Source organism: Pseudomonas sp. FW305-70 (assembly GCF_058783925.1).
The window spans coordinates 50,211-69,540 of record NZ_JBYSYZ010000026.1 but is presented as its reverse complement, the minus strand read 5'-3'; the positions used below and the strand labels follow the sequence as shown (position 1 = coordinate 69,540).

Below are 19,330 nucleotides of genomic sequence, written 5' to 3'. Positions count from 1 at the left end.
CTCTCTGCCGGTTCAGTCAACAAGAGGCATCCAGCGACGAATGCGTCGCTCCAACCGTCCCGAAAGATAGTTCGACGCCAGGGTCACCGCGTAGTACAGCGCGGCAGCCGTGAGGTAGAACAACAGGTAGTGGCGCGTCGAACCCGCGCCTTGCTTGGCGGTGTACAGCAGCTCGTTGGTGCCGACCACGCTGATCAGTGCGCTGTCCTTGATCAGGTTGATCCACAGGTTGGCCATCCCGGCCATGGCGTAAGGCGCCATGATCGGCAGCGTGACCCGGCGGAACAGACCGAAACCGTTGAGGCCGAACGCCTTGGCCGCTTCGATCTGGCCGAAGGGAATCGCCTGGATCGCCGCGCGGAAAATCTCCGAGGCGTAGGCGCCCTGCACCAGCCCCAGCACGACGATGGCCGCCAGCGGGCCGCTGACGTTCACCACGCCGTAGCCGAGTCGGGTCATCAGCGAGTTGAGGAGCATGGAGCCGACGTAGTACAGCAACAGAATCAGCAGCAACTCCGGCACCGCGCGGAACAAGGTGGTGTAGCCGCGCATCAGCGCTGCAATCGGCTTTGGCGCGCCGAGCTTGAGGCACGCCACCACCAGCCCGATGGCCAGCCCGAGCACAAAGGCCCCGGCGGAAATCTGCAGGGTCATCCAGAGCCCCTTCAACAGCGCACTGCCCCATCCCTGTTCGGTGAAATTGATCAGATCGAACATTGCCGGCATTTCAGTCTCCCCTGATCCTGTGGGAGCGAGCTTGCTCGCGATGAGGCCATGCCAGTCAATATCAATGCTGACTGAACCACCGCTATCGCGAGCAAGCTCGCTCCCACAGGGATCTGCTTTTCCTCAGGACTTGCGTTTCGCCAGTCGTCAGAACGACGGCTTCACGCTGGTGCCGAAGTAGCTCTGGGACAGCTCGTCATAGTCCTTGCTCGCCAGCAATTCCTGGATGGCCTTGTCGAGTTTCGCTTTAAGCTCGGTGTCGTCCTTGCGCAGGCCGGCGCCTACGCCTTTGCCGAAGATCGGGTCGTACGGCACGGTGCCGAGGTAGGCCAGGTCCTTGGCATCCGGGGTCTTGACGAACGAAGCCATGGCGGTGCCGTCGGCCATCATCAGGTCGATGCGGCCGGCAATCAGGTCGGCGTTGGCCGAGTCCTGGGTGTCGTAGTACTTAACGTCGGCGATTTTTTCGTAGTAGGTCTTCAGGTAGTTGGCGCTCACCGTCGAGTTCTGCACGCCGATGATCTTGCCCTTGAGGTCATCCGGGTACTTCTTCACTGACGTCTCTTTCGGGCCGACGACGGCAATCGCCGAATCGTAGTAGGCCTTGCTGAAGGCGATCTGCTTTTCCCGTTCTTCGGTCACCGACATCGAAGAAAAGATCACGTCGATCTTCTTCGCCAGCAGCGACGGAATGATGCCGTCCCACGCCACTTCCTTGATCTCGCAATCGGCTTTCATTTCGCTGCACAGCTTGTGGATCAGGTCGACTTCAAAGCCCTTCCACTCACCGTTGGCCTGCTTTTCGGTGTACGGCGGATAGGGTTCGGCGGCCACCGCGAAACGGATGGGCTGTGCCTGAGCCGCGCTCATGCCGGCCAGCAGTACGCAGGCTGCACCGGTCAACCAGTTTGCAAAACGTCGATTTCCCATGTTGTTTTCCCGTCTTTTTATGATGAGTTAGCGAGTCTGATGAGCGTTGACGAATTGTCGGCAACGCTCGCTGCGTGGGTGTACGAACACTTCGTCCGGCGAACCGGTTTCCTCGATCAGCCCTTGATGCAGGAAGGCGACTTTGGAAGAGACATCGCGTGCGAAAGCCATTTCATGAGTCACCAGGATCATGGTCCGGCCTTCTTCGGCGAGGGAGCGGATCACCCGCAGCACTTCCCCGACCAGTTCCGGGTCGAGTGCCGAGGTGGGTTCATCGAACAGCATGACCTTGGGCCGCATGGCCAGGGCCCGGGCGATGGCCACCCGTTGTTGCTGTCCCCCGGAGAGAAACGCCGGGTACTCGTTGCGCTTGGCCGCAAGGCCTACGCGTTCGAGCAGGGCTTCGGCCCGTTCGGTGGCCTCCGCACGGCTTTCACGCAGGACCTGGGTCGGCGCTTCGATGAGGTTTTCCAGCACCGTGCGATGGGGCCAGAGGTTGAAGTTCTGGAACACCATGCCCAGGCTCGACCTGATGCGCACCAGCTGTTTGGCGTCCGACACCAGCGGTGCGCCGGGGCGATTCTGGTTAAGGTGAATGCTTTCGCCATCGACCAGGATGCGGCCCTGGTCCGGCACTTCGAGCATGTTGATGCAGCGCAGCAAGGTACTTTTGCCCGAGCCGCTGGCACCGATCAGCGAGATCACCTCGCCTTCGCGGGCGGTCAAGGAAACGCCCTTGAGCACTTCGATATTGCCGAAGCGTTTGTGCAGGCGATCGACCTCGATCATGGTCCTGGCCGCAGCCGGTTCGACGGTGGCAGTGCTGGTCACCGTGCCGATCACCGGCCTCGGCGCTTCACCGTTGAGCACCTGGACAAAGCCGCGAATGCGCTGGCAGGCCTGGGCCAGTCGCTCTTCGCTGAGGGTGAACGAAAGCCGTACAAAACCCTGGGCCGGTTCACCGAATGCCGCGGCATCCAGGACCGAGACACCGGCTTCACGCAGCAGGCGCCAGGCGAATTCCAGCGAGGTCAGGCCGGTGCCGCGCACGTCCACCAGCACGAACATGCCCGCGTCCGGGTTGAGCACGCTGATGCCCGGGCAATCGGCCAGGCCGGACACCACCAGATCGCGGCGGCGACGGTAGATCTCGCGCATGCCGTGGGTGACTTCTTCATGGGACTGCACGGCCTTGAGCGCCGCTTCCATGACAAACCCGGGCAAGCCGTACAGCATGCTCAGCACCAGGGTTTCGACATGGTTGACCAGGGCTTCGTTGGCCACGACCCAGCCGATGCGCCAACCGGTCATGGCATGGGATTTCGACAGGCTGCCGATCACCACGCAGCGCTCGGCCATGCCCGGCAACGCTGCCAGGCTCAGGTGTTCGCGCTCGTAGGCGAGGCTCTCGTAGACCTCGTCCACCACCACCCACAGGTCATGGGCGATGGCGAGATCGGCGATGGCTTGCAGCTCTTCGCGACCCAGCACCACACCGGTGGGGTTGTTCGGGTTGGAGAAGAAAATCGCCCGGGTACGCGGGGTGATGGCCTTGGCCAACACGGCGGCATCGAGGCGGAAACCCGAATCCGCCGCACAGGGCACCCGCACCAGCGTGGCGCCGGACGCCTTGAGCGTGGCTTCGTAAGTGACGTACATCGGGTCGAGGGCGATCACTTCGTCGCCGGCGCCGAGCAGGCACAACGAGGTGGCGAACAAGGCGTTCTGCGCACCGGCGGTGAGAATGATGTTCGAGGCCTGCAGTTCGCGGTCGATCAACTGGCTGTAGCGGCCGGCGATGGCTTCACGCAGGGCCTGGCGACCGGCGATTTCGGTGTAGTGGGTATCCCCTTCGCGCAAGGCGTGGATGGCGGCATCGGTGATGAAATCCGGGGTGGGAAAATCCGGGTCGCCGACGCTGAGGATGATCACGTCCTCGCCTTTGCGCTGTGCCGCGTTGGCCGCGTAGTGAATATCCCAGGCGGCAACGCCTTGGCCACTGATCCGCTCTACAAAGGGTGAAAACCGCATGCCAGTGCCTCGTTCGAATTGAAGAAACGCAAGCCCGCAACCAGCCGGGGGAAGGTGGCCCTCAACATAGTCCAGACTGAACACTCGTTCAACAGAAAACTCACAAGGCTTCGCGTTCAGCGCAAACAGGTCGTTTTCACGACAGTCGCGCCGTTTTTCAACACGACGCGATCAGGCGCCGTGAAAGGATTTTGCTGACCGCGCCAATCGCCAGGGCGATGCAGATCAGCCCCGCCGCAACCGCAAACGTCAGGCGCATCCCCTGTGCGATGGCCTCAGGTGGCGCCTGCAAAACATCGTGGCTGGCGGTGCCGAAGGCGAACACGGCGCCCATCACGCCAGCGCCGGTGATCAAGCCCAGATTGCGCGACAGCCCGAGCAGACCGGAGACCACGCCGCGCTCTTGCGGCGTGATGTCCGCCAGCACGGCGGTATTGTTGGCCGCCTGGAACAGCGCATAACCGGCGGTCATGACCGCCAGGGGCGCGATGTAGCCGAGCGCACCGAAGCCCGTCGGCACGGCGGGCAGGAGGCAAGCGCCGGTCAGCATGGCCAGCAATCCGAGCGTGCCGGATCGATGTGCGCCCAATCTGTCGACCCATCGACCCGCCGGGACCCCGACCAGTGCGGCGACCAGCGGCCCCGTCGACATCACCAGGCCAACGCTCGCTGCATTCAGCGCCAGTGCGCCGGAGAGATAAAACGGCCCCACCACCAGGGTAGTCATGACCACGGCCGTCACCAGCAGGCTCATGGCGAAACCTGCGCTCAGCTGCCAATTGCGGAACATCGTCAGTCGAACCAGCGGCGACCCGGCGGTGCGTTCGACGAACACAAACACGCCCGCCCCCACCACGGCCATCAGCAACAGTGCCAGGTTCAGCGGCGCAAAACCGCCGCGCCCGAGGGTCATCGCCAGCGCGTAGGCCAGCAGCGTCAGGACCAGTACCAGGGTGCCGAGGAGGTCGAAACCCGCTCGGTCCGCCCTTTTCTCAGGGCTATCTTTCGGTAGAAAACAAAGCGCGAGACCCATCGCCAAAACACCCAAGGGCACATTGAGCAGAAAAACCGCCGGCCACCCTAAATTGGCAATCAAGAAACCACCGAGGGTCGGGCCGAGCGAGGTGCCGATCGCCGACATCGTGCCGAGCAGGCCCATCGCACTGCCCAGCTTTGCCTTGGGCACCGCCCCGCTCACCAGGGCCAGGGTCAACGCCATCATGATGGCCGCGCCGATGCCCTGCAGGGCCCGGGCGGCAATCAGCCACCCGAGAGCGGATGAGACGGCGCACAGGACTGAAGCGGCGGTAAACACACCCATCCCGATCAACAACAAACGCCGACGGCCAACAATGTCGCCGAGCCGCCCGGCACTGACGATCAGCGCCGTGATCGCCAGCAGGTAAGCGAGCACCACCCATTGCACTTGCTGGAAAGAGGCCGAGAACGCGGCGGCCAGTGTCGGTAAACCCACGTTGGCAATGCTCGTGCCCAGGGATGACAGCAGCATGGACAGCGACAGGCTGACCAGCGCGCCCCGAATCGATATGGACTTCATTTTCTCGCGACTCCGCAAACAGGTTGTCTGGAGCCTAAGCCCGGCCATAACATGGCGGAAGACGCAGCGTTTGCACTGAATACATGCACTAGACGCCACTCACCAAAAACCCAGTGTGGGAGCGGGCTTGCTCGCGAAGGCGGCGTATCAGTCGACACCGGTATTGCCTGACACACCGCTTTCGCGAGCAAGCCCGCTCCCACAGGAGTTGATTCCATGCCAGACCTCAATCTGCTGATCACCCTGAACGTGTTGCTCGAAGAAGGCAGCGTGGCCCGGGCCGCGCAGCGTTTGTGCCTGAGCCCGTCGGCCATGAGCCGGGCGCTGGCGCGATTGCGCGAAACCACGGGCGATCCGTTGCTGGTGCGGGCCGGGCGCGGACTGGTTCCCACGCCCCGGGCGCTGGAGTTGCGTGAACGCGTCGGCGTGCTCGTGCAGGACGCCGAAGCCGTCCTGCGCCCCGCCGAGGCACTTGACCTCGCTCAACTGGCGCGCACCTTCACCCTGCGCACCAGCGATGGCTTCGTGGAAAATTTCGGCGCGCCACTGATCGCCCGCATCCACCGCGAGGCGCCCGGTGTCCGCCTGAATTTCGTGCAGAAGCTGAACAAGGACAGCACCCTGCTGCGCGACGGTTCGGTGGACCTGGAAACCGGCGTGATCGGCGAATCCACCAGCCCGGAAGTGCGGACCCGGATGCTGTTTCGCGACCGCTTCATTGGCGTCGTGCGCGAGGGCCATCCACTGGCTCACGGTGAAGTCACACCGGCGCGTTATGCCGAGGCCCGGCACATCCTGGTTTCACGCCGGGGCCACGAAAAAGGCGTGATGGATGACGCCTTGAATGAGTTGGGGCTAAAGCGGGAGATCATCACCATTGTCGCCGGTTTTGCGTCCGCGATTGCATTGGCGCGGGCTTCAGACCTGGTCGCCAGCGTACCGCAGCGGCACGTCGGCAACCTGTGCCAGGGCATGCATTGCTTTGCGTTGCCCTTCCCCACGCCGCCGATCACGGTGTCGATGCTGTGGCACCCGCGCATGGACGCCGACCCGGCCCATCGCTGGCTGCGCGGTTGTGTGTGGGAGGTTTGCAGCCAATAACCTCCGGCGCCGCGCGCATTCAAGCGGTTTGTATCGAACTGTATGTCCCCCCGACCACCTTACACAGCGATACACATCCGCCGGGTTCAGGACATATGGGCAGTACATGGAAATGAAACAGTGGGGCGCATCGCAAAGCGCAGGCTTTCCGAGCATTCCAGCAACCCACTGACAGGAAATACCACCATGATCAATGCAATCGATACCGTGCTGTACACCGGCAAGACCCAGACCACCGGCGGCCGCGACGGTCAGGCGCGCAGCACCGATGGACGCCTGGACATCAAGCTTTCGCCTCCCGGAGGTTTGGGCGCCGGCACCAATCCTGAGCAACTGCTGGCGGCGGGTTGGTCGGCCTGTTTCATCGGGGCGATGGGCAAGGCCTGCGTCGCGCTGAAAGTGGCCTTGCCGAGCGATGTTGCGGTGGATGCCGAAATCGACCTGGGCAAGTCCGAAAACGCTTTCTTCCTTCAAGCCCGCCTGAATGTCAGCCTGCCGGGCCTGGACCCGGCCATCGCACGCGGCGTGGTGGAACTGGCGCATCAGACTTGCCCGTACTCCAAAGCGACCCGCGGCAATATCGACGTCGAGATCAATCTGGTTTGACCGACGCGGAAAAGCCTGGCCTGACGTCTTGATACCGGTCAGGCCAGGCTTTCTGAACACCGCAATCGTTGTTGTTGTGGGAGCGAGCTTGCTCGCGATGGTCTAGAGAGCGCCGCGTTTAGCCAGTAAGCACGCGTTATCGTTAACGACCATCGCGAGCAAGCTCGCTCCCACAGTTCACCTACTCCTTCAGGATCAGCAGCGGCTGGCCTTTCTTGACGATATAGGTTGCCAGCTCCGAGGCCTTGTCCTGGCCCACGTTCTTCGCCACATGGGCGACGCCGTCGGGGATGTACAACGAATCACCGGCCTTGAGCGTCACCGGTGCCCGCCCTTCCAGCTGATACTCGAAGGTGCCGCTGATCACGTGCGCCACTTCTACGCCGGGGTGAGCATGCCTGGGCGATACCACGCCCGGATCGAAGTCCACGAGCACCTGAGTGACTTCGCGGTCGGCGGCGCCGAGGTCTTCGCGCAGCAGGTCGGTGCGATGCAGCCCTTGCTGCCAGTTTTTCACTGCCGGAGCCTCCTGGGCTTGAGAGACGCTCGCGAAAGTCGCAAGCCCTGCGGCGGCCAGGGCAATGCCCAACTTGCCGATGGTATGACGGGTGTTGATACGCAACATTGCCTTTCCTCCAGTTGAACCCTGGTCAGCCGCGCCGAAAATGACACGGTGCCGGTGGTTGCATTTGAAGGCCGCCGTGTATCGCCAGGGTGTCTGGAAACCCCGGTTTTGTATGCCCGGGTAACGGCGGGCGCTGCGGATACCTGCCGATACAAACCCGCCGCTAAGTCTTGAACGCTTCGCGCCGGGCACTGCGTTCGGCGACATAGGCGGCACTCGGCTCACTGATCAGGTCTGCGCGGCGCAAGGGCTGAGCGCAATGGGCGCACAGCGGTCCGAGTCCGGCCGGCTCGCCGCAACTGCGGTGGGTATAGACCACCGCCAAACCTTCCCCGGGGGATTTGCACCAGGTTTCGCCCCAGGCCCGCAGCGCCAGCACCACCGAGTAGAACGCATCGCCCTTTTCCGTGAGGTGGTATTCGTAGCGTTTGGGCCGTTCGCTGTAGGCACGTCGCTCCAGGAGCCCGTCGGCCTCCATGCTCTTCAAGCGCGCCGCGACCATTTGCGGCGTACCGCCGGTCTGCGCCTGGATTTCATCGAAGCGATGACTGCCCATGAACAACTCACGCAGCACCAGCACCGTCCAGCGGTCACCCACGACGGCTTCGGCCCGGGAAATCGGGCACAGGGTTTCAGAAACGGTTGCTTTCACCGACATGCGGTATTGCCTCTTGCCTAGTTACTATGATTATCATATCCACGTGAATTACTGGCAACTACACTTCATCATCCACGGATTATCTTGCGGAGCACCGCCATGTCCAACGCCACCTACCCTCTTGATCGGACGGCCTACCTGCTGGTCGACCCCTACAACGATTTTCTGTCGGAAGGCGGAAAGATCTACCCCTTGATCGAGCCCATTGCCACGCGAGTCGGCCTGCTCGACAACCTGCGCACGCTTGATCGCACCGTTCGCGGGCTCGACATTCCGGTGGTCATCGTACCCCACCACCGCTGGGAAAAAGGCGACTACGAAAACTGGGATCACCCAAGCCCCACCCAGTGCAAGATCATGCACATGCACCACTTCGCACGCGGGGAATGGGGCGGCGAATGGCACCCCGACTTCGCGCCGCAGGACGGCGACGTCATCGTTCAGGAACATTGGGGCTCCAGCGGCTTTGCCAATACCGACCTGGATTTTCGCCTCAAGCAAAAGGGTATCACCCACGTGATCATCGTCGGCCTGCTGGCCAATACCTGCATCGAGGCCACCGCCCGTTACGCTCAGGAACTGGGCTATCACGTCACCCTGGTGCGCGACGCGACCGCGGCCTTCATGCCGGAGATGATGCATTCGGCCCATGAGCTGAACGGCCCGACCTTCGCCCACGCCATCCTGACCACCGATGAACTGGTTGCCGCACTGGCACAGGCAGGTGCGTGATGCAGTTGACCGGCAAGCTGCTGATCGGCGCCAGCGATGTCGGCGCCAGCGAAGGCACCCTGAAGGCGCTCAATCCTGCGACCAACCAACCGATTGAACCGGCGTTTGCGCTGGGTAGCGTGGCCGATGTCGACCGGGCGGCGACCCTGGCCGATGAAGCGTTCGATGTGTACAGCCATACCTCGCTTACCGTGCGGGCGGCGTTTCTCGAACGCATCGCCGACAACCTCGACCGCGTTCGCACGGCGCTGGCGGCACGCGCCGCCCTGGAAACCGGCGTGCCGGAGGCGCAACTGGAAGGCGAGGCCATCAAGGCGGCCACCCAGTTCCGTCAGTTCGCCGATGTGGTGCGCAAGGGGCGTTTCCTGCAACTGGCCATCGACCCGGCGCAACCCGAGCGCCAGCCACGCCCGCGCATGGATCATCGCCTGCAAAAAATCGCTATCGGCCCGGTAGCGATTTTCGGTGCGAGCAACTTCCCCATCGCCTATTCGGTGGCCGGTGGCGACACCGCGTCGGCGCTGGCGGCGGGATCGACCGTCATTCTCAAGGCGCACAACGCGCATCCCGGCGCCTCGGAAATCCAGGCCCGGGCGATCCGCCAGGCGGTGCAAGACTGCGGATTGCCCGAAGGCGTGTTCTCCATGGTGCGTGGCGGCGGCAATGCCATCGGCGAAGCGCTGGTCGATCATCCGCTGATCAAGGCCGTGACCTTCACCGGTTCCGAACAGGGTGGCATGGCGCTGTATCGGCGTGCGCAATTGCGCCCCGAGCCGATTCCTGTCTTCGCCGAGATGACCAGCGTCAACCCGACCTTCATCCTGCCCCGGGCACTCGCCGAACGCGGCGCGGCGATTGGCGATGGCTTTGTCGAGCGCATGCTGGTCAACGTCGGGCAAGCCTGCCTCAAGCCGGCGATTCTGCTGGCCGTCGAGGGCGCAGGGTTTGCAGCACTGCGCCACGCCATGAGCCAACGCGTGAGCGAAGCGCCGGCGCGCACGATGCTGACACCGGGCATCCATGCAGCCTATCTGAACGGGCTTCGCACCCTGGAAAACGCCGGCGCCCGCCTCGTCGCCGTGGGCTCGAGCGCCACCGCTGAAGTCGATGGCCGCTCGGCGCTGTTCGAAGTCGACGGCGAACATTTTCTCGCCGAGCCGGTGCTTTCCCAGGAAGTATTCGGCCCGTCCGCGCTGCTGGTGAAAGTCCGGGATGAAGCAGCGCTGTTACGGGTAGCGCGTTCCTTCAAGGGGCAACTCAGCGCGACCCTGCACCTTGAACAGGACGACCTGCCACTGGCCCGTCGCCTGCTGCCAACCCTGGAGCGACGCACCGGGCGCATTGTGGTCAACGCCTTCGCCCATCCGCAGGAAGTGTGTTTTGCCACCGTGCATGGCGGACCGTTTCCGGCCACCTCGGACAGTCGCTTTACCTCAGTGGGCATGACCGCCATCGAGCGCTTCCTGCGCCCGGTGGCTTACCAGGGGTTTCCGGATGCCTTGCTGCCGGAGGCATTGCGCGAGGGCAATCCCTTGGGGCTGCCGCGTCTTGTGGACGGTCATTGAACGAAAATGCATCTCCGGCCACCGCTGACTGCAGGATCGAGACGGCTCCCACAGTAGATTCGGTAGTTCACAAATACTGCGTACACCCACTAACCCTGTAGGAGCGAGCTTGCTCGCGATGGTCTCAAGAACACCGCGCTTAGCCAGCAAGCACGCGTTTTCGTTAACGTCCATCGCGAGCAAGCTCGCTCCTACAAAAGCAACAACGGGTTTGTCAGTTGTTTTTCGCGAGCCGGGTGTCGCCGCTGTCCCATCCGCCCCCCAGGGATTTGTAGATCGCCACAATGGCCCGGTACTGGTCGGTCTCACCCAGTGCCTGGGCATCCTCGGCGTTCAGGCGCTCGCGTTGTGCGTCGAGCAACACCAGGTAGTCCACCACCCCTTCCTTGTATTGGGTCGCCGCCAGGTCGGCCGCGGCACGGCTCGACTCGCTTTGCCGGATCAGCGACAGCAGGCGTTGCTGGCGCTTGCCATAGTCGCTGAAGGCGTTTTCCGACTCTTCCAGGGCGAGCAGCACCTGTTGCTCATAGGTTGCCAGTGCACCCTCGGCCTCGGCATTTGCGCCGCGAATGCGCGCCCGCACACTGCCCAGGTCAAACGCGGCCCAGGTGATGCTCGGGCCCAGGCTCCAGGCGCGGGCGGCGCTGGAGCCGATTTGCGAACCACGCCCCGCCGTGAACCCGAGGAATCCGCTCAAGCTCACCCGTGGAAACAGGTCGGCGGTGGCCACGCCGACATCCGCCGTTGAAGCCGCCAGGCGGCGCTCTGCCGCGCGCACATCCGGGCGCCGCTGCAACAGCTCGCCGGGGTCGCCAACCGGCAACGCCTTGGCGATGGCCGGCAAGTCCTTCGGACTCAAGTCGATGCCCAGCGTGTCCGGGCGTTCACCCAGCAGCGTGGCGATGCGGTTTTTGTGGTGCACCTGTTCCGCCTGCAGTTGCGGCACGCTCGCCTCGACGGCCGCCAGGCGGGCATCGGCACGCACCACGTCGAGCTCATTGCCCACGCCCGCGTCACGCAGGCTCACCGTGACACTGCGCGATTCGCTCTGGTTCTTGAGGTTGGCCAGGGCGATTTTTTCCCGCAGTTGCGCACCCCGCAACTGACCATAGGCATCCACCAACTCAGCGATCATGCTCACCCGCAGTTGGTACAGGTCCGCCGCCGTGGCGTCTTCCCGGGCATCGCTGGATTCCAGTTCGCGCTGGATGCGCCCGAACAGGTCGATCTCCCAGGCCATGTCCAGGCCCAGGTCGTAGCGATCGGTGTTGACCCGCTGCTCGGTCAGACCCGGCACCTGCGACTTGCCTTGCTGGCTGCTGACCCGGCTGGTGACCACCGGCAGGTTGTCGTTGCTGATGTCATCGCGAATGGCCCGTGCGGCTTTCCAGCGGGCGAAGGCCACGCGCAGATCGCGGTTGCCGTTGAGGGCTTTACCGACCAGGTGATTCAACGTGGGGTCATCGAATTGCTGCCACCACACCGATTCGAAACGCGTTTGATCGTAGTTGACCCCTTGGGCCGAAACGACATGGGCCGGCGCCGTGTCCGGGGTCTTGTAATCCGGCCCGACGGTGCAGGCGGCCAACGCGGTGACCAGCAGACTCGGGAAAAACAGCTTGAAAGCCTTCATCAGTGTGCCTCCGGATCAATGACCTTGAGCGATTGAGCGCGGGCCGCCTGGCGCGCGGTTTTACGTTCGATGTAGCGACGGATAAGGACGTAGAACACCGGTGTCAGCAACAGACCGAAGAAGGTCACCCCGAGCATCCCGGAGAACACGGCAACCCCCATGGCCCGACGCATCTCGGAGCCGGCGCCGGTGGACGTCACCAGCGGGATGACGCCCATGATGAACGCGAACGACGTCATCAGGATCGGGCGCAGACGCTGGCGGCAGGCTTCGAGAACAGCGTCCAGCGGCGACAGGCCCTGGTCCTGTTTGTCCTTGGCGAACTCGACGATCAGGATCGCGTTCTTGCACGCAAGCCCCACCAGCACGATCAAGCCGATCTGGGTGAAGATGTTGTTGTCGCCCTTGGAGATGATCACCCCGGCAATCGCCGACAGCAGGGTCATCGGCACGATCAGGATCACCGCCAGCGGCAGGCTCCAGCTTTCATACAGGGCCGCCAACACCAGGAACGCCAGCAGGACGCAGAGCGGGAACACCAGCAACGCGGTGTTGCCGGAGAGGATCTGCTGATAGGTCAGGTCGGTCCACTCGTAGGTCATGCCGTTGGGCAACTCTTCTTTCAACAGCTTTTCAATCGCCGCCTGCGCCTGGCCGGAGCTGTAGCCCGGGGCCGCGCTGCCGTTGATTTCTGCGGTGACAAAACCGTTGTAGTGCGAGACCCGGTCCGGCCCCGACGTCGGGCTGACCTTGACGAAGGTGGCCAGTGGAATCATCTCTCCACGGTCGTTGCGCACCTTCAACTGACCGATCTGCTCCGGCTCCTGGCGGAACTGTTGCTCAGCCTGGACGTTGACCTGATAGGTACGGCCAAAACGGTTGAAGTCGTTGGCGTACAGCGAACCCAGGTACACCTGCAGCGTGTCGAAAATGTCGTTGATCGCCACGCCGTGGGTCTTGGCTTTTTCGCGATCGATGGCAGCTTCGACCTGCGGCACGTTGACCGTGTAGCTGGTGAACAGGTTGGCCAGTTCCGGCACGCTGCGGCTCTTGCCGATGATGTTCATGGTCTCTTTGTACAGCTCGTCGTAACCCAGGTTGCCGCGGTCTTCGATCTGCAGGCGGAAGCCACCAATGGTGCCCAGGCCTTGAACGGGCGGTGGCGGGAACACCGCAATGTAGGCGTCTTGAATGCCACCGAACTTGGCGTTCAGCGAAGCGGAAATCGCCCCGGCGGACAGGCTCGGGCTTTTGCGTTCATCGAAAGCGCTCAAGCCGATGAAGGCAATACCGGCGTTCGGGCTGTTGGTGAAACCGTTGATCGACAAGCCCGGGAAGGCCACGGCGCTGTCGAAGCCCGGTTCGTTCATGGCGATGGTGCTCATGCGGCGGATCACCGACTCGGTGCGATCCAGGCTGGCCGCATCCGGCAATTGCGCGAAGGTCACCAGGTACTTCTTGTCCTGGGTCGGCACGAACCCGGTCGGCGTGGTGCTGAAGCCCATGTAGGTCAAGGCGATCAGACCGGCATAGACCAGCAACGCCACGCTGCTGCCACGGATGACCTTGGACACGGTCCCGACATACCCGTTGCCGGCCCTTTCGAACAGCCGGTTGAAGGGCTTGAACAGCCAGCCACCGAACAGGCGATCCAGAATCCTCGAAAAGCGGTCCTTGGGTGCACTGTGGGACTTGAGCAAAACCGCCGCCAATGCCGGCGACAAGGTCAGCGAGTTGAACGCAGAGATCACCGTGGAGATCGCGATCGTCAGGGCGAACTGTTTGTAGAACTGCCCCGTCAGGCCGGAAATGAACGCCGCCGGGACGAACACCGCGCACAGCACCAACGCCGTGGCGATGATCGGGCCGGTCACCTCGCCCATGGCTTTTTGCGTCGCTTCGACCGGATCGAGCCCCGTCTCAATATTGCGCTCGACGTTCTCCACCACGACGATCGCATCGTCGACCACGATGCCGATGGCCAATACCAGGCCGAACAGTGACAGGGCGTTTAGGGAGAAACCGAACAGGTGCATCACGGCAAAGGTACCGATCAGCGACACCGGTACGGCGACCAGTGGAATGATTGAGGCGCGCCAGGTTTGCAGGAACAGGATCACCACCAGCACCACCAGGATCAACGCTTCGAACAGCGTATGGACCACCGCTTCGATCGAGCTGCGCACGAAGATGGTCGGGTCGTAGACGATCTCGTAGTCCATGCCCTCCGGGAAGCTCTTTTTCAGCTCGGCCATCTTCGCCCGCACCTGGTCGGAGACGTCGATGGCATTGGAACCCGGGCGCTGGAAGATCGGCATCGCCACCGCTTCCTGGTTGTTGAGCAAGGCGCGCAAGGCGTACTGGTTGGAGCCGAGTTCAATCCGGGCTATGTCCTTGAGGCGGGTGATTTCGCCGTCCGCACCACTGCGGACGATCACGTTCTCGAACTCTTCTTCGGTGACCAGGCGGCCCTGGGAGTTGATCGACATCTGGAAGCTGGTGGCGTTGGGTGCAGGCGGTGAACCCAGTTGGCCGGCCGCCACTTGGCGGTTCTGTTCACGCACCGCATTGACCACGTCGGTGGCGGTCAGGTTGCGTGACGCGGTCTTGTTCGGATCGAGCCAGATACGCAGCGAGTAGTCGCCGATACCGAACATCTTCACGTCACCGATTCCGTTCAGGCGTGACAGCTCATCCTTGACGTTGAGGATCGCGTAGTTGGACAGGTACAGCATGTCGTAGCGCTTGTCCGGCGAGGTCAGGTGCACCACCATCGTCAGCTCGGGCGATGCCTTGTCCACGGTGATACCGATGCGCGTCACTTCTTCCGGCAGTTTCGGCTCGGTGCGGGTCACGCGGTTCTGCACCTGTACCTGGGCGTTGTCCAGATCGGTGCCCAGGGCGAAGGTCACGGTGAGCGTGAGTCGACCATCCGCCGTCGACTGCGAGGACATGTACAGCATGTTCTCGACGCCGGTGATGGCTTGCTCCAGGGGCGCGGCCACGGTTTCACCGATGACCTTGGGGTTGGCCCCCGGATAGTTGGCGTGAACGACGACAGTGGGTGGCACCACTTCCGGGTACTCGCTGATCGGCAACTGGAACAGCGCGATGGCGCCGGCAATCAGGATCAGCAGCGAGAGCACGGCGGCAAAGATCGGCCGCGTGATAAAGAACCGGGAGAACTTCATGGCTGTGTTCCTTTATCCGCGAGGCGAAACAGCGGCATCGGTTTTCACCAGCGCCGGTGACGGAGCGACGGGCTGATTACCCGCCTCGACGGCCTGCCGCTGACGGGCCAGGTTGGCGACGGTTTGCGCATCGGCCATCGGCGCGTCCTGAGGCGCGACCACTGCGCCGGGACGAACCCGTTGCAGGCCGTTGATGACGATCCGGTCGTCTTTTTGCAAACCGCTGCGCACGATGCGCAAGCCTTCGAGCTTCGGCCCCAGATCGACGCTGCGGTACACGGCCTTGTTGTCCTGGTCGATCACCAGTACGAATCGCTTGCCGAGGTCAGTGCCCACGGCCTCGTCCTTGATCAACAGGCCGGCATAGGCCGCGCTGCCCACCAGTTTCAATCGGGCATACAGGCCCGGGGTGTATTGACCGTCGGCGTTGTCGAACACCGCGCGGCCACGGATGGTGCCGGTCTTGGGATTGACCTGGTTGTCGACGAAGTTCATTTGCCCCAGGTGGCTATTGCCCTCCTCGTTCGACAAGCCCATGTACACCGGCGTGGATTGACTGCGCCGGCCTTCACGGGAGAGCTGGCCGTACTTGAGGAACAGGCGTTCGTCGGCGTCGAAATAGGCGTAGACCTTGTCGGTGGAGACCACGCTGGTCAGCGCCGAGGTGTCGGCGGTGACGATGTTGCCGGCGGTGATTTCGGCACGGCTGACCCGGCCGCTGATCGGCGCGGTGACGCGGGTGAAGCTCAGGTTCAGGCGCGCCAGGTCCAGCTGCGCCTGAACCGAATCGACACCGGCCTTGGCTTCCTGGGCCGTGGTGCTGCGCGTGTCGGCCAGTTCCGCAGAAATGGCATTGCTGCTCAGCAGGCGCTGGCCGCGTTGCGCTTCGTTGGCGCTTCGAACCAGCGTGGCGCGAGCTTGTTGCAACTGCGCTTCGAGGCGGTGCACTTCGTGCTCGAACGGACGTGGATCGATCTGGAACAGCAGATCCCCTTTCTTGACCGACTCGCCATCGGTGAAGGCGACACGATCGATCTGCCCCGATACCCGCGGACGAACCACGACGGTTTCCGGCGCTTCCAGACGGGCAGTGACTTCGTCCCATTCGGTAATGGGTTGCTCAAGCACTTTGGCGACGGTGACAGTGGGCGCACCCGGCGCCTTGGCGGCATCGGGTGCGTGACCGCAGGCCGTGATGGCCGCCAGGGTCAGGGCAGCAAGGGGATAACGCAAAGGTTTGAGTGACTGTTCCATGGGGGTGTCCGCCAGACGGTTTAAGGGTTGGAGAATTCTCGGCCGCACAAAGGGCAGCGACGAATCGAACGGAGTGAACTTGGGTATCACCATTAATGATGACTATCATGTATAAGCACAAAAAAAGGTTTTTCACGCAATACCTGTAGGAGCCAGCTTGCTGGCGATGGACTCCAGTGCGCCGCGTTCATCCAGTTAACCCGCGTTATCGTTAACGACCATCGCAGGCAAGCCAGCTCCCACAAGGGGCCCTGCCCACGCTGAAACTGTAGGAGCCAGCCTGCTGGCGATGGACTCCAGTGCGCCGCGTTCATCCAGTTCACCCGCGTTATCGTTGACGACCATCGCTGGCAAGCCAGCTCCCACAATGGACCGCGCCCGCGTCGTTTTTCACGCAATACCTGTAGATACTCTGTTCCCGGTTTCAGCAGGTTTTTTCATTGCAAGCCGTCAGACTGACGACGGAACAAATGGAGTCCAGTGCCGGCCCGAGCGTTTGCGCCACCTGCAAGGCTCGGGTGGTCGGTTCCATTTTGTGGCCAATGCGTTTAAACAGAGGGTCGTTGAACAGCGTGCGCAGACGAGCCAATGCGCCGCTGACCGCCGGCTGGCCCAGGGACAGTCTTTGTGCGGCCCGAGTGACGTTGCGCTCCTGAATGAGCGCCTCGAAAACCACCAGCAGATTGAGGTCGATATTGCGCAGATCATTACGTTTCATGGGTCAGCACCCTGTGAGGTGTTTTTCCTGCAAGGCCATTGCCGCGAATTTATATTACAGCCATCATTAATACCAGCCCTTCAGCAAAAATTTGCCATGGCGCCCATCGCAAGACAGGACTCCACTCATGAAAGTGACGAAAGACAAGGCAGCCGCCAACAAGGAAGCGATCCTCGGCGCGGCCTCGAGGTTGTACCGGGAAAAAGGCATCGACGGCATCGGGATCGGCGAACTGTCCCGCTCGGTGGGCCTGACCCACGGCGGCTTTTACGGACAGTTCCCAGGTGGCAAGGAGCAGTTGGCATCGGAGGCCGTGAGCCGTACGTTCGAAACCAACATTGACGACTGGCGAGCGGCCAAATCCATCCCCGAACTGCTCAAGAGGTACTTGAGCCAAAGCCACATGACCAACTGGACCGAAGGCTGCCCGATCCCTGCCCTGGCGGCCGATGTCGCGCGCAACGGCGGGGCCGTCAGCCACTCGTTCACCCAAGGCGTGCAGTCCCTGATCGAAACGCTGATGCCATTGGTCGACGGCGAAACCGCTGATGAAAAACACCAGGAAGCCTTGCGCATCCTGTCATCGATTACCGGGGCGATACTGATCGCCAGAGCCCTGGACAACCCGCGATTGTCGCAGCAGTTCCTGCAATCGGTGATCGATGCCTGGTCTGTCGGTGTTGAACAACAGTAGAAGGGCTTGCCGCGACCGGGTCCCAGCAGGTCGCGGCAAGTTCAAGCCCTTTGATTACGCTAGATCGAAGCGATCCAGGTTCATCATCTTGAAGGGCAACCCTGAGGGCCGCGCAGGCTGCGGCTTTCAGGCCCTCAAAAATCCCTCTTTGGGGTTTGTATGGCTCAGTTTGGCTATGCAATGACAACATTATGCCAGCCTGAAATGCCCTCCCCCGGCGCCCTGCCGACCAAACATCCCCCCCTTGACTGCTACGCTTTCCTCTTTAGCTGAGGAATCTCAATGCCGAACTCTGACCTGCTTCCTTCCCTGCTCTTCAAAATCAACGAAAATCAACTCGCCCTCGAAGCCGCCATCCTGGAGCTTTCCAACTGGGTCGAAGCCCGCGTCTCTGCCGATGTCGCCGACAACGTACGCGGCGCCCTGGAAGCCATCGACAAGAATGAAGAGTTCATCAAGATGACACTCGCGGTGATGATGGCGCCGGAGTGACGGCTATCGGCTGTGGATTCAACCGGTCGATGGACAGACCTATAGTAAATAGGTAGCGTCAACCTGCGTACCCAGTTACGCGCCCTGTTCCGCAAGACCGACACCACCCGCCAGGCGGAGCTGGTCAACCTGTTCGCCCGCCTGCGCAGCTGAGCCCCACTCGTACTCAAGCTGCTGCCGGCACAGCGCCGAATCCGGGTGACCGGCCTGCCCGGCTGACGCTCCTGGCGACAAACCAAGCCTGGGTTCGAGAACCCAAGCTCGGACTGCGCGTCTAGCCAAAGAGCTGCAGGTCGCTCGCCGCCAGACTCGCCACCCCGGTCAGCGTCACCACCGCCGCCGCGTTACCATTGGCGGCGCCGTCGGCGTCGTAGTAGAGCGTCTGGTTGCTCTGGTTGAACACCAGATTCGCTCCCGCCTGTTCGGTCTGGTTGTCGGTGACATTGGCCAGCACGCCGGGGTCGGTCAGCGCTTGGCCCTGCAGGTTGAAGACGGCGTTGCTTAGTGCGAGATGATCCTGGCCGGTGGTGAAGTCGGTCACGGAGTCGATATTGTTGCCGCCGGGCGCGGTGGAGAAGCGGAAGATGTCATCGCCCAAGCCTCCGGTTAGCGAGTCGTTGCCGCCGCGCCCGTCGATGTCGTCATTACCAGCCAGACCGTTCAGCGAGTCGTTGCCGTTGAGTCCGACGATTACATCGTCGCCGGCGGTGGAGTTGAAGCCGGGCAGGCTGCTGCGGGTCCATACGCTACCGTCGGCGAAGCGGAACTCCTGCACGCCGTACTCCCCATTCGGATCAGCGGAATAAAGCTGGGTTC

17 protein-coding genes are annotated in these 19,330 nt (G+C 62.5%); 6 read left to right on the top strand and 11 right to left on the bottom strand.

Translation table 11 applies throughout. The features are described 5' to 3' along the window. Positions 1 to 12 precede the first annotated feature (12 nt). From AC3WN7_RS19085 to AC3WN7_RS19070, 4 genes are all read right to left on the bottom strand, one after another. Positions 13 to 726, bottom strand: a complete 714-nt coding sequence (locus AC3WN7_RS19085; protein ID WP_007981895.1) for an ABC transporter permease — start codon at positions 724 to 726, stop codon at positions 13 to 15. A gap of 147 nt (positions 727 to 873) precedes the next feature. Beyond that, the gene (locus AC3WN7_RS19080) at positions 874 to 1,656 is read right to left on the bottom strand and encodes a transporter substrate-binding domain-containing protein (RefSeq protein ID WP_102675221.1); all 783 of its coding nucleotides are present in this window, start codon (positions 1,654 to 1,656) and stop codon (positions 874 to 876) included. A gap of 27 nt (positions 1,657 to 1,683) precedes the next feature. Beyond that, a complete protein-coding gene (locus AC3WN7_RS19075) occupies positions 1,684 to 3,687 on the bottom strand; it encodes an aminotransferase class I/II-fold pyridoxal phosphate-dependent enzyme (RefSeq protein WP_102675220.1) in 2,004 nt (667 codons plus the stop codon). Between the two features lie 157 nt (positions 3,688 to 3,844). After that, on the bottom strand, positions 3,845 to 5,245 hold the full coding sequence (locus AC3WN7_RS19070) for an MFS transporter (RefSeq protein ID WP_102675219.1): 1,401 nt from the start codon (positions 5,243 to 5,245) through the stop codon (positions 3,845 to 3,847). A 216-nt stretch (positions 5,246 to 5,461) separates the two neighbouring features. On the opposite strand from AC3WN7_RS19070, the gene AC3WN7_RS19065 reads away from it, so the two are divergent. Next, positions 5,462 to 6,346 carry a LysR family transcriptional regulator gene (locus AC3WN7_RS19065; protein ID WP_102675218.1) on the top strand — a complete coding sequence of 295 codons (885 nt, stop codon included), beginning with the start codon at positions 5,462 to 5,464 and terminating at the stop codon, positions 6,344 to 6,346. Between the two features lie 186 nt (positions 6,347 to 6,532). Beyond that, on the top strand, positions 6,533 to 6,952 hold the full coding sequence (locus AC3WN7_RS19060; protein ID WP_102675217.1) for an organic hydroperoxide resistance protein: 420 nt from the start codon (positions 6,533 to 6,535) through the stop codon (positions 6,950 to 6,952). A 181-nt stretch (positions 6,953 to 7,133) separates the two neighbouring features. Here the strand turns inward: AC3WN7_RS19060 and AC3WN7_RS19055 are convergent, their stop codons facing one another. Together AC3WN7_RS19055 and AC3WN7_RS19050 are read right to left on the bottom strand one after the other, a co-directional pair. Then, positions 7,134 to 7,577: a cupin domain-containing protein gene (locus AC3WN7_RS19055; protein WP_102675216.1), complete on the bottom strand. Its 444-nt coding sequence runs from the start codon at positions 7,575 to 7,577 to the stop codon at positions 7,134 to 7,136. A gap of 163 nt (positions 7,578 to 7,740) precedes the next feature. Next, a complete protein-coding gene (locus tag AC3WN7_RS19050; RefSeq protein WP_102675215.1) occupies positions 7,741 to 8,235 on the bottom strand; it encodes a winged helix-turn-helix transcriptional regulator in 495 nt (164 codons plus the stop codon). 99 nt (positions 8,236 to 8,334) lie between these two features. Here AC3WN7_RS19050 and AC3WN7_RS19045 point away from each other — a divergent pair, with 99 nt between their 5' ends. Continuing rightward, the gene (locus tag AC3WN7_RS19045) at positions 8,335 to 8,967 is read left to right on the top strand and encodes a cysteine hydrolase family protein (RefSeq protein ID WP_102675214.1); all 633 of its coding nucleotides are present in this window, start codon (positions 8,335 to 8,337) and stop codon (positions 8,965 to 8,967) included. Next, positions 8,967 to 10,532: an aldehyde dehydrogenase (NADP(+)) gene (locus AC3WN7_RS19040; protein ID WP_102675213.1), complete on the top strand. Its 1,566-nt coding sequence runs from the start codon at positions 8,967 to 8,969 to the stop codon at positions 10,530 to 10,532. Before AC3WN7_RS19045 ends, AC3WN7_RS19040 begins: the two co-directional genes overlap by 1 nt. Positions 10,533 to 10,746: 214 nt before the next feature. Here the strand turns inward: AC3WN7_RS19040 and AC3WN7_RS19035 are convergent, their stop codons facing one another. The 4 genes from AC3WN7_RS19035 to AC3WN7_RS19020 all read right to left on the bottom strand — a co-directional run bounded on the left by AC3WN7_RS19035 (position 10,747) and on the right by AC3WN7_RS19020 (position 17,328). Continuing rightward, complete coding sequence (locus AC3WN7_RS19035) at positions 10,747 to 12,165, bottom strand: efflux transporter outer membrane subunit (RefSeq protein ID WP_102675212.1); 1,419 nt, start codon at positions 12,163 to 12,165, stop codon at positions 10,747 to 10,749. Beyond that, positions 12,165 to 15,356 (bottom strand): efflux RND transporter permease subunit, encoded by a 3,192-nt coding sequence (locus AC3WN7_RS19030; RefSeq protein WP_102675211.1) that lies wholly within the window; start codon positions 15,354 to 15,356, stop codon positions 12,165 to 12,167. Before AC3WN7_RS19030 ends, AC3WN7_RS19035 begins: the two co-directional genes overlap by 1 nt. A gap of 12 nt (positions 15,357 to 15,368) precedes the next feature. Beyond that, a complete protein-coding gene (gene mexE, locus AC3WN7_RS19025) occupies positions 15,369 to 16,610 on the bottom strand; it encodes a multidrug efflux RND transporter periplasmic adaptor subunit MexE (protein WP_102675210.1) in 1,242 nt (413 codons plus the stop codon). A gap of 424 nt (positions 16,611 to 17,034) precedes the next feature. Beyond that, positions 17,035 to 17,328 (bottom strand): LysR family transcriptional regulator, encoded by a 294-nt coding sequence (locus AC3WN7_RS19020; protein WP_095967552.1) that lies wholly within the window; start codon positions 17,326 to 17,328, stop codon positions 17,035 to 17,037. Between the two features lie 127 nt (positions 17,329 to 17,455). Between AC3WN7_RS19020 and AC3WN7_RS19015 the strand changes: the two genes are divergently transcribed. After that, positions 17,456 to 18,022, top strand: coding sequence for a TetR/AcrR family transcriptional regulator (locus AC3WN7_RS19015; RefSeq protein WP_102675209.1), 567 nt, complete (start codon positions 17,456 to 17,458; stop codon positions 18,020 to 18,022). A 282-nt stretch (positions 18,023 to 18,304) separates the two neighbouring features. Next, positions 18,305 to 18,514, top strand: coding sequence for a hypothetical protein (locus tag AC3WN7_RS19010; RefSeq protein ID WP_102675208.1), 210 nt, complete (start codon positions 18,305 to 18,307; stop codon positions 18,512 to 18,514). Positions 18,515 to 18,788: 274 nt separating this feature from the next. Here AC3WN7_RS19010 and AC3WN7_RS19005 read toward each other — a convergent pair. After that, positions 18,789 to 19,330, bottom strand: a 542-nt coding sequence (locus tag AC3WN7_RS19005) for a M10 family metallopeptidase C-terminal domain-containing protein (RefSeq protein WP_492575348.1), incomplete at its 5' end; no start/stop codon positions are given.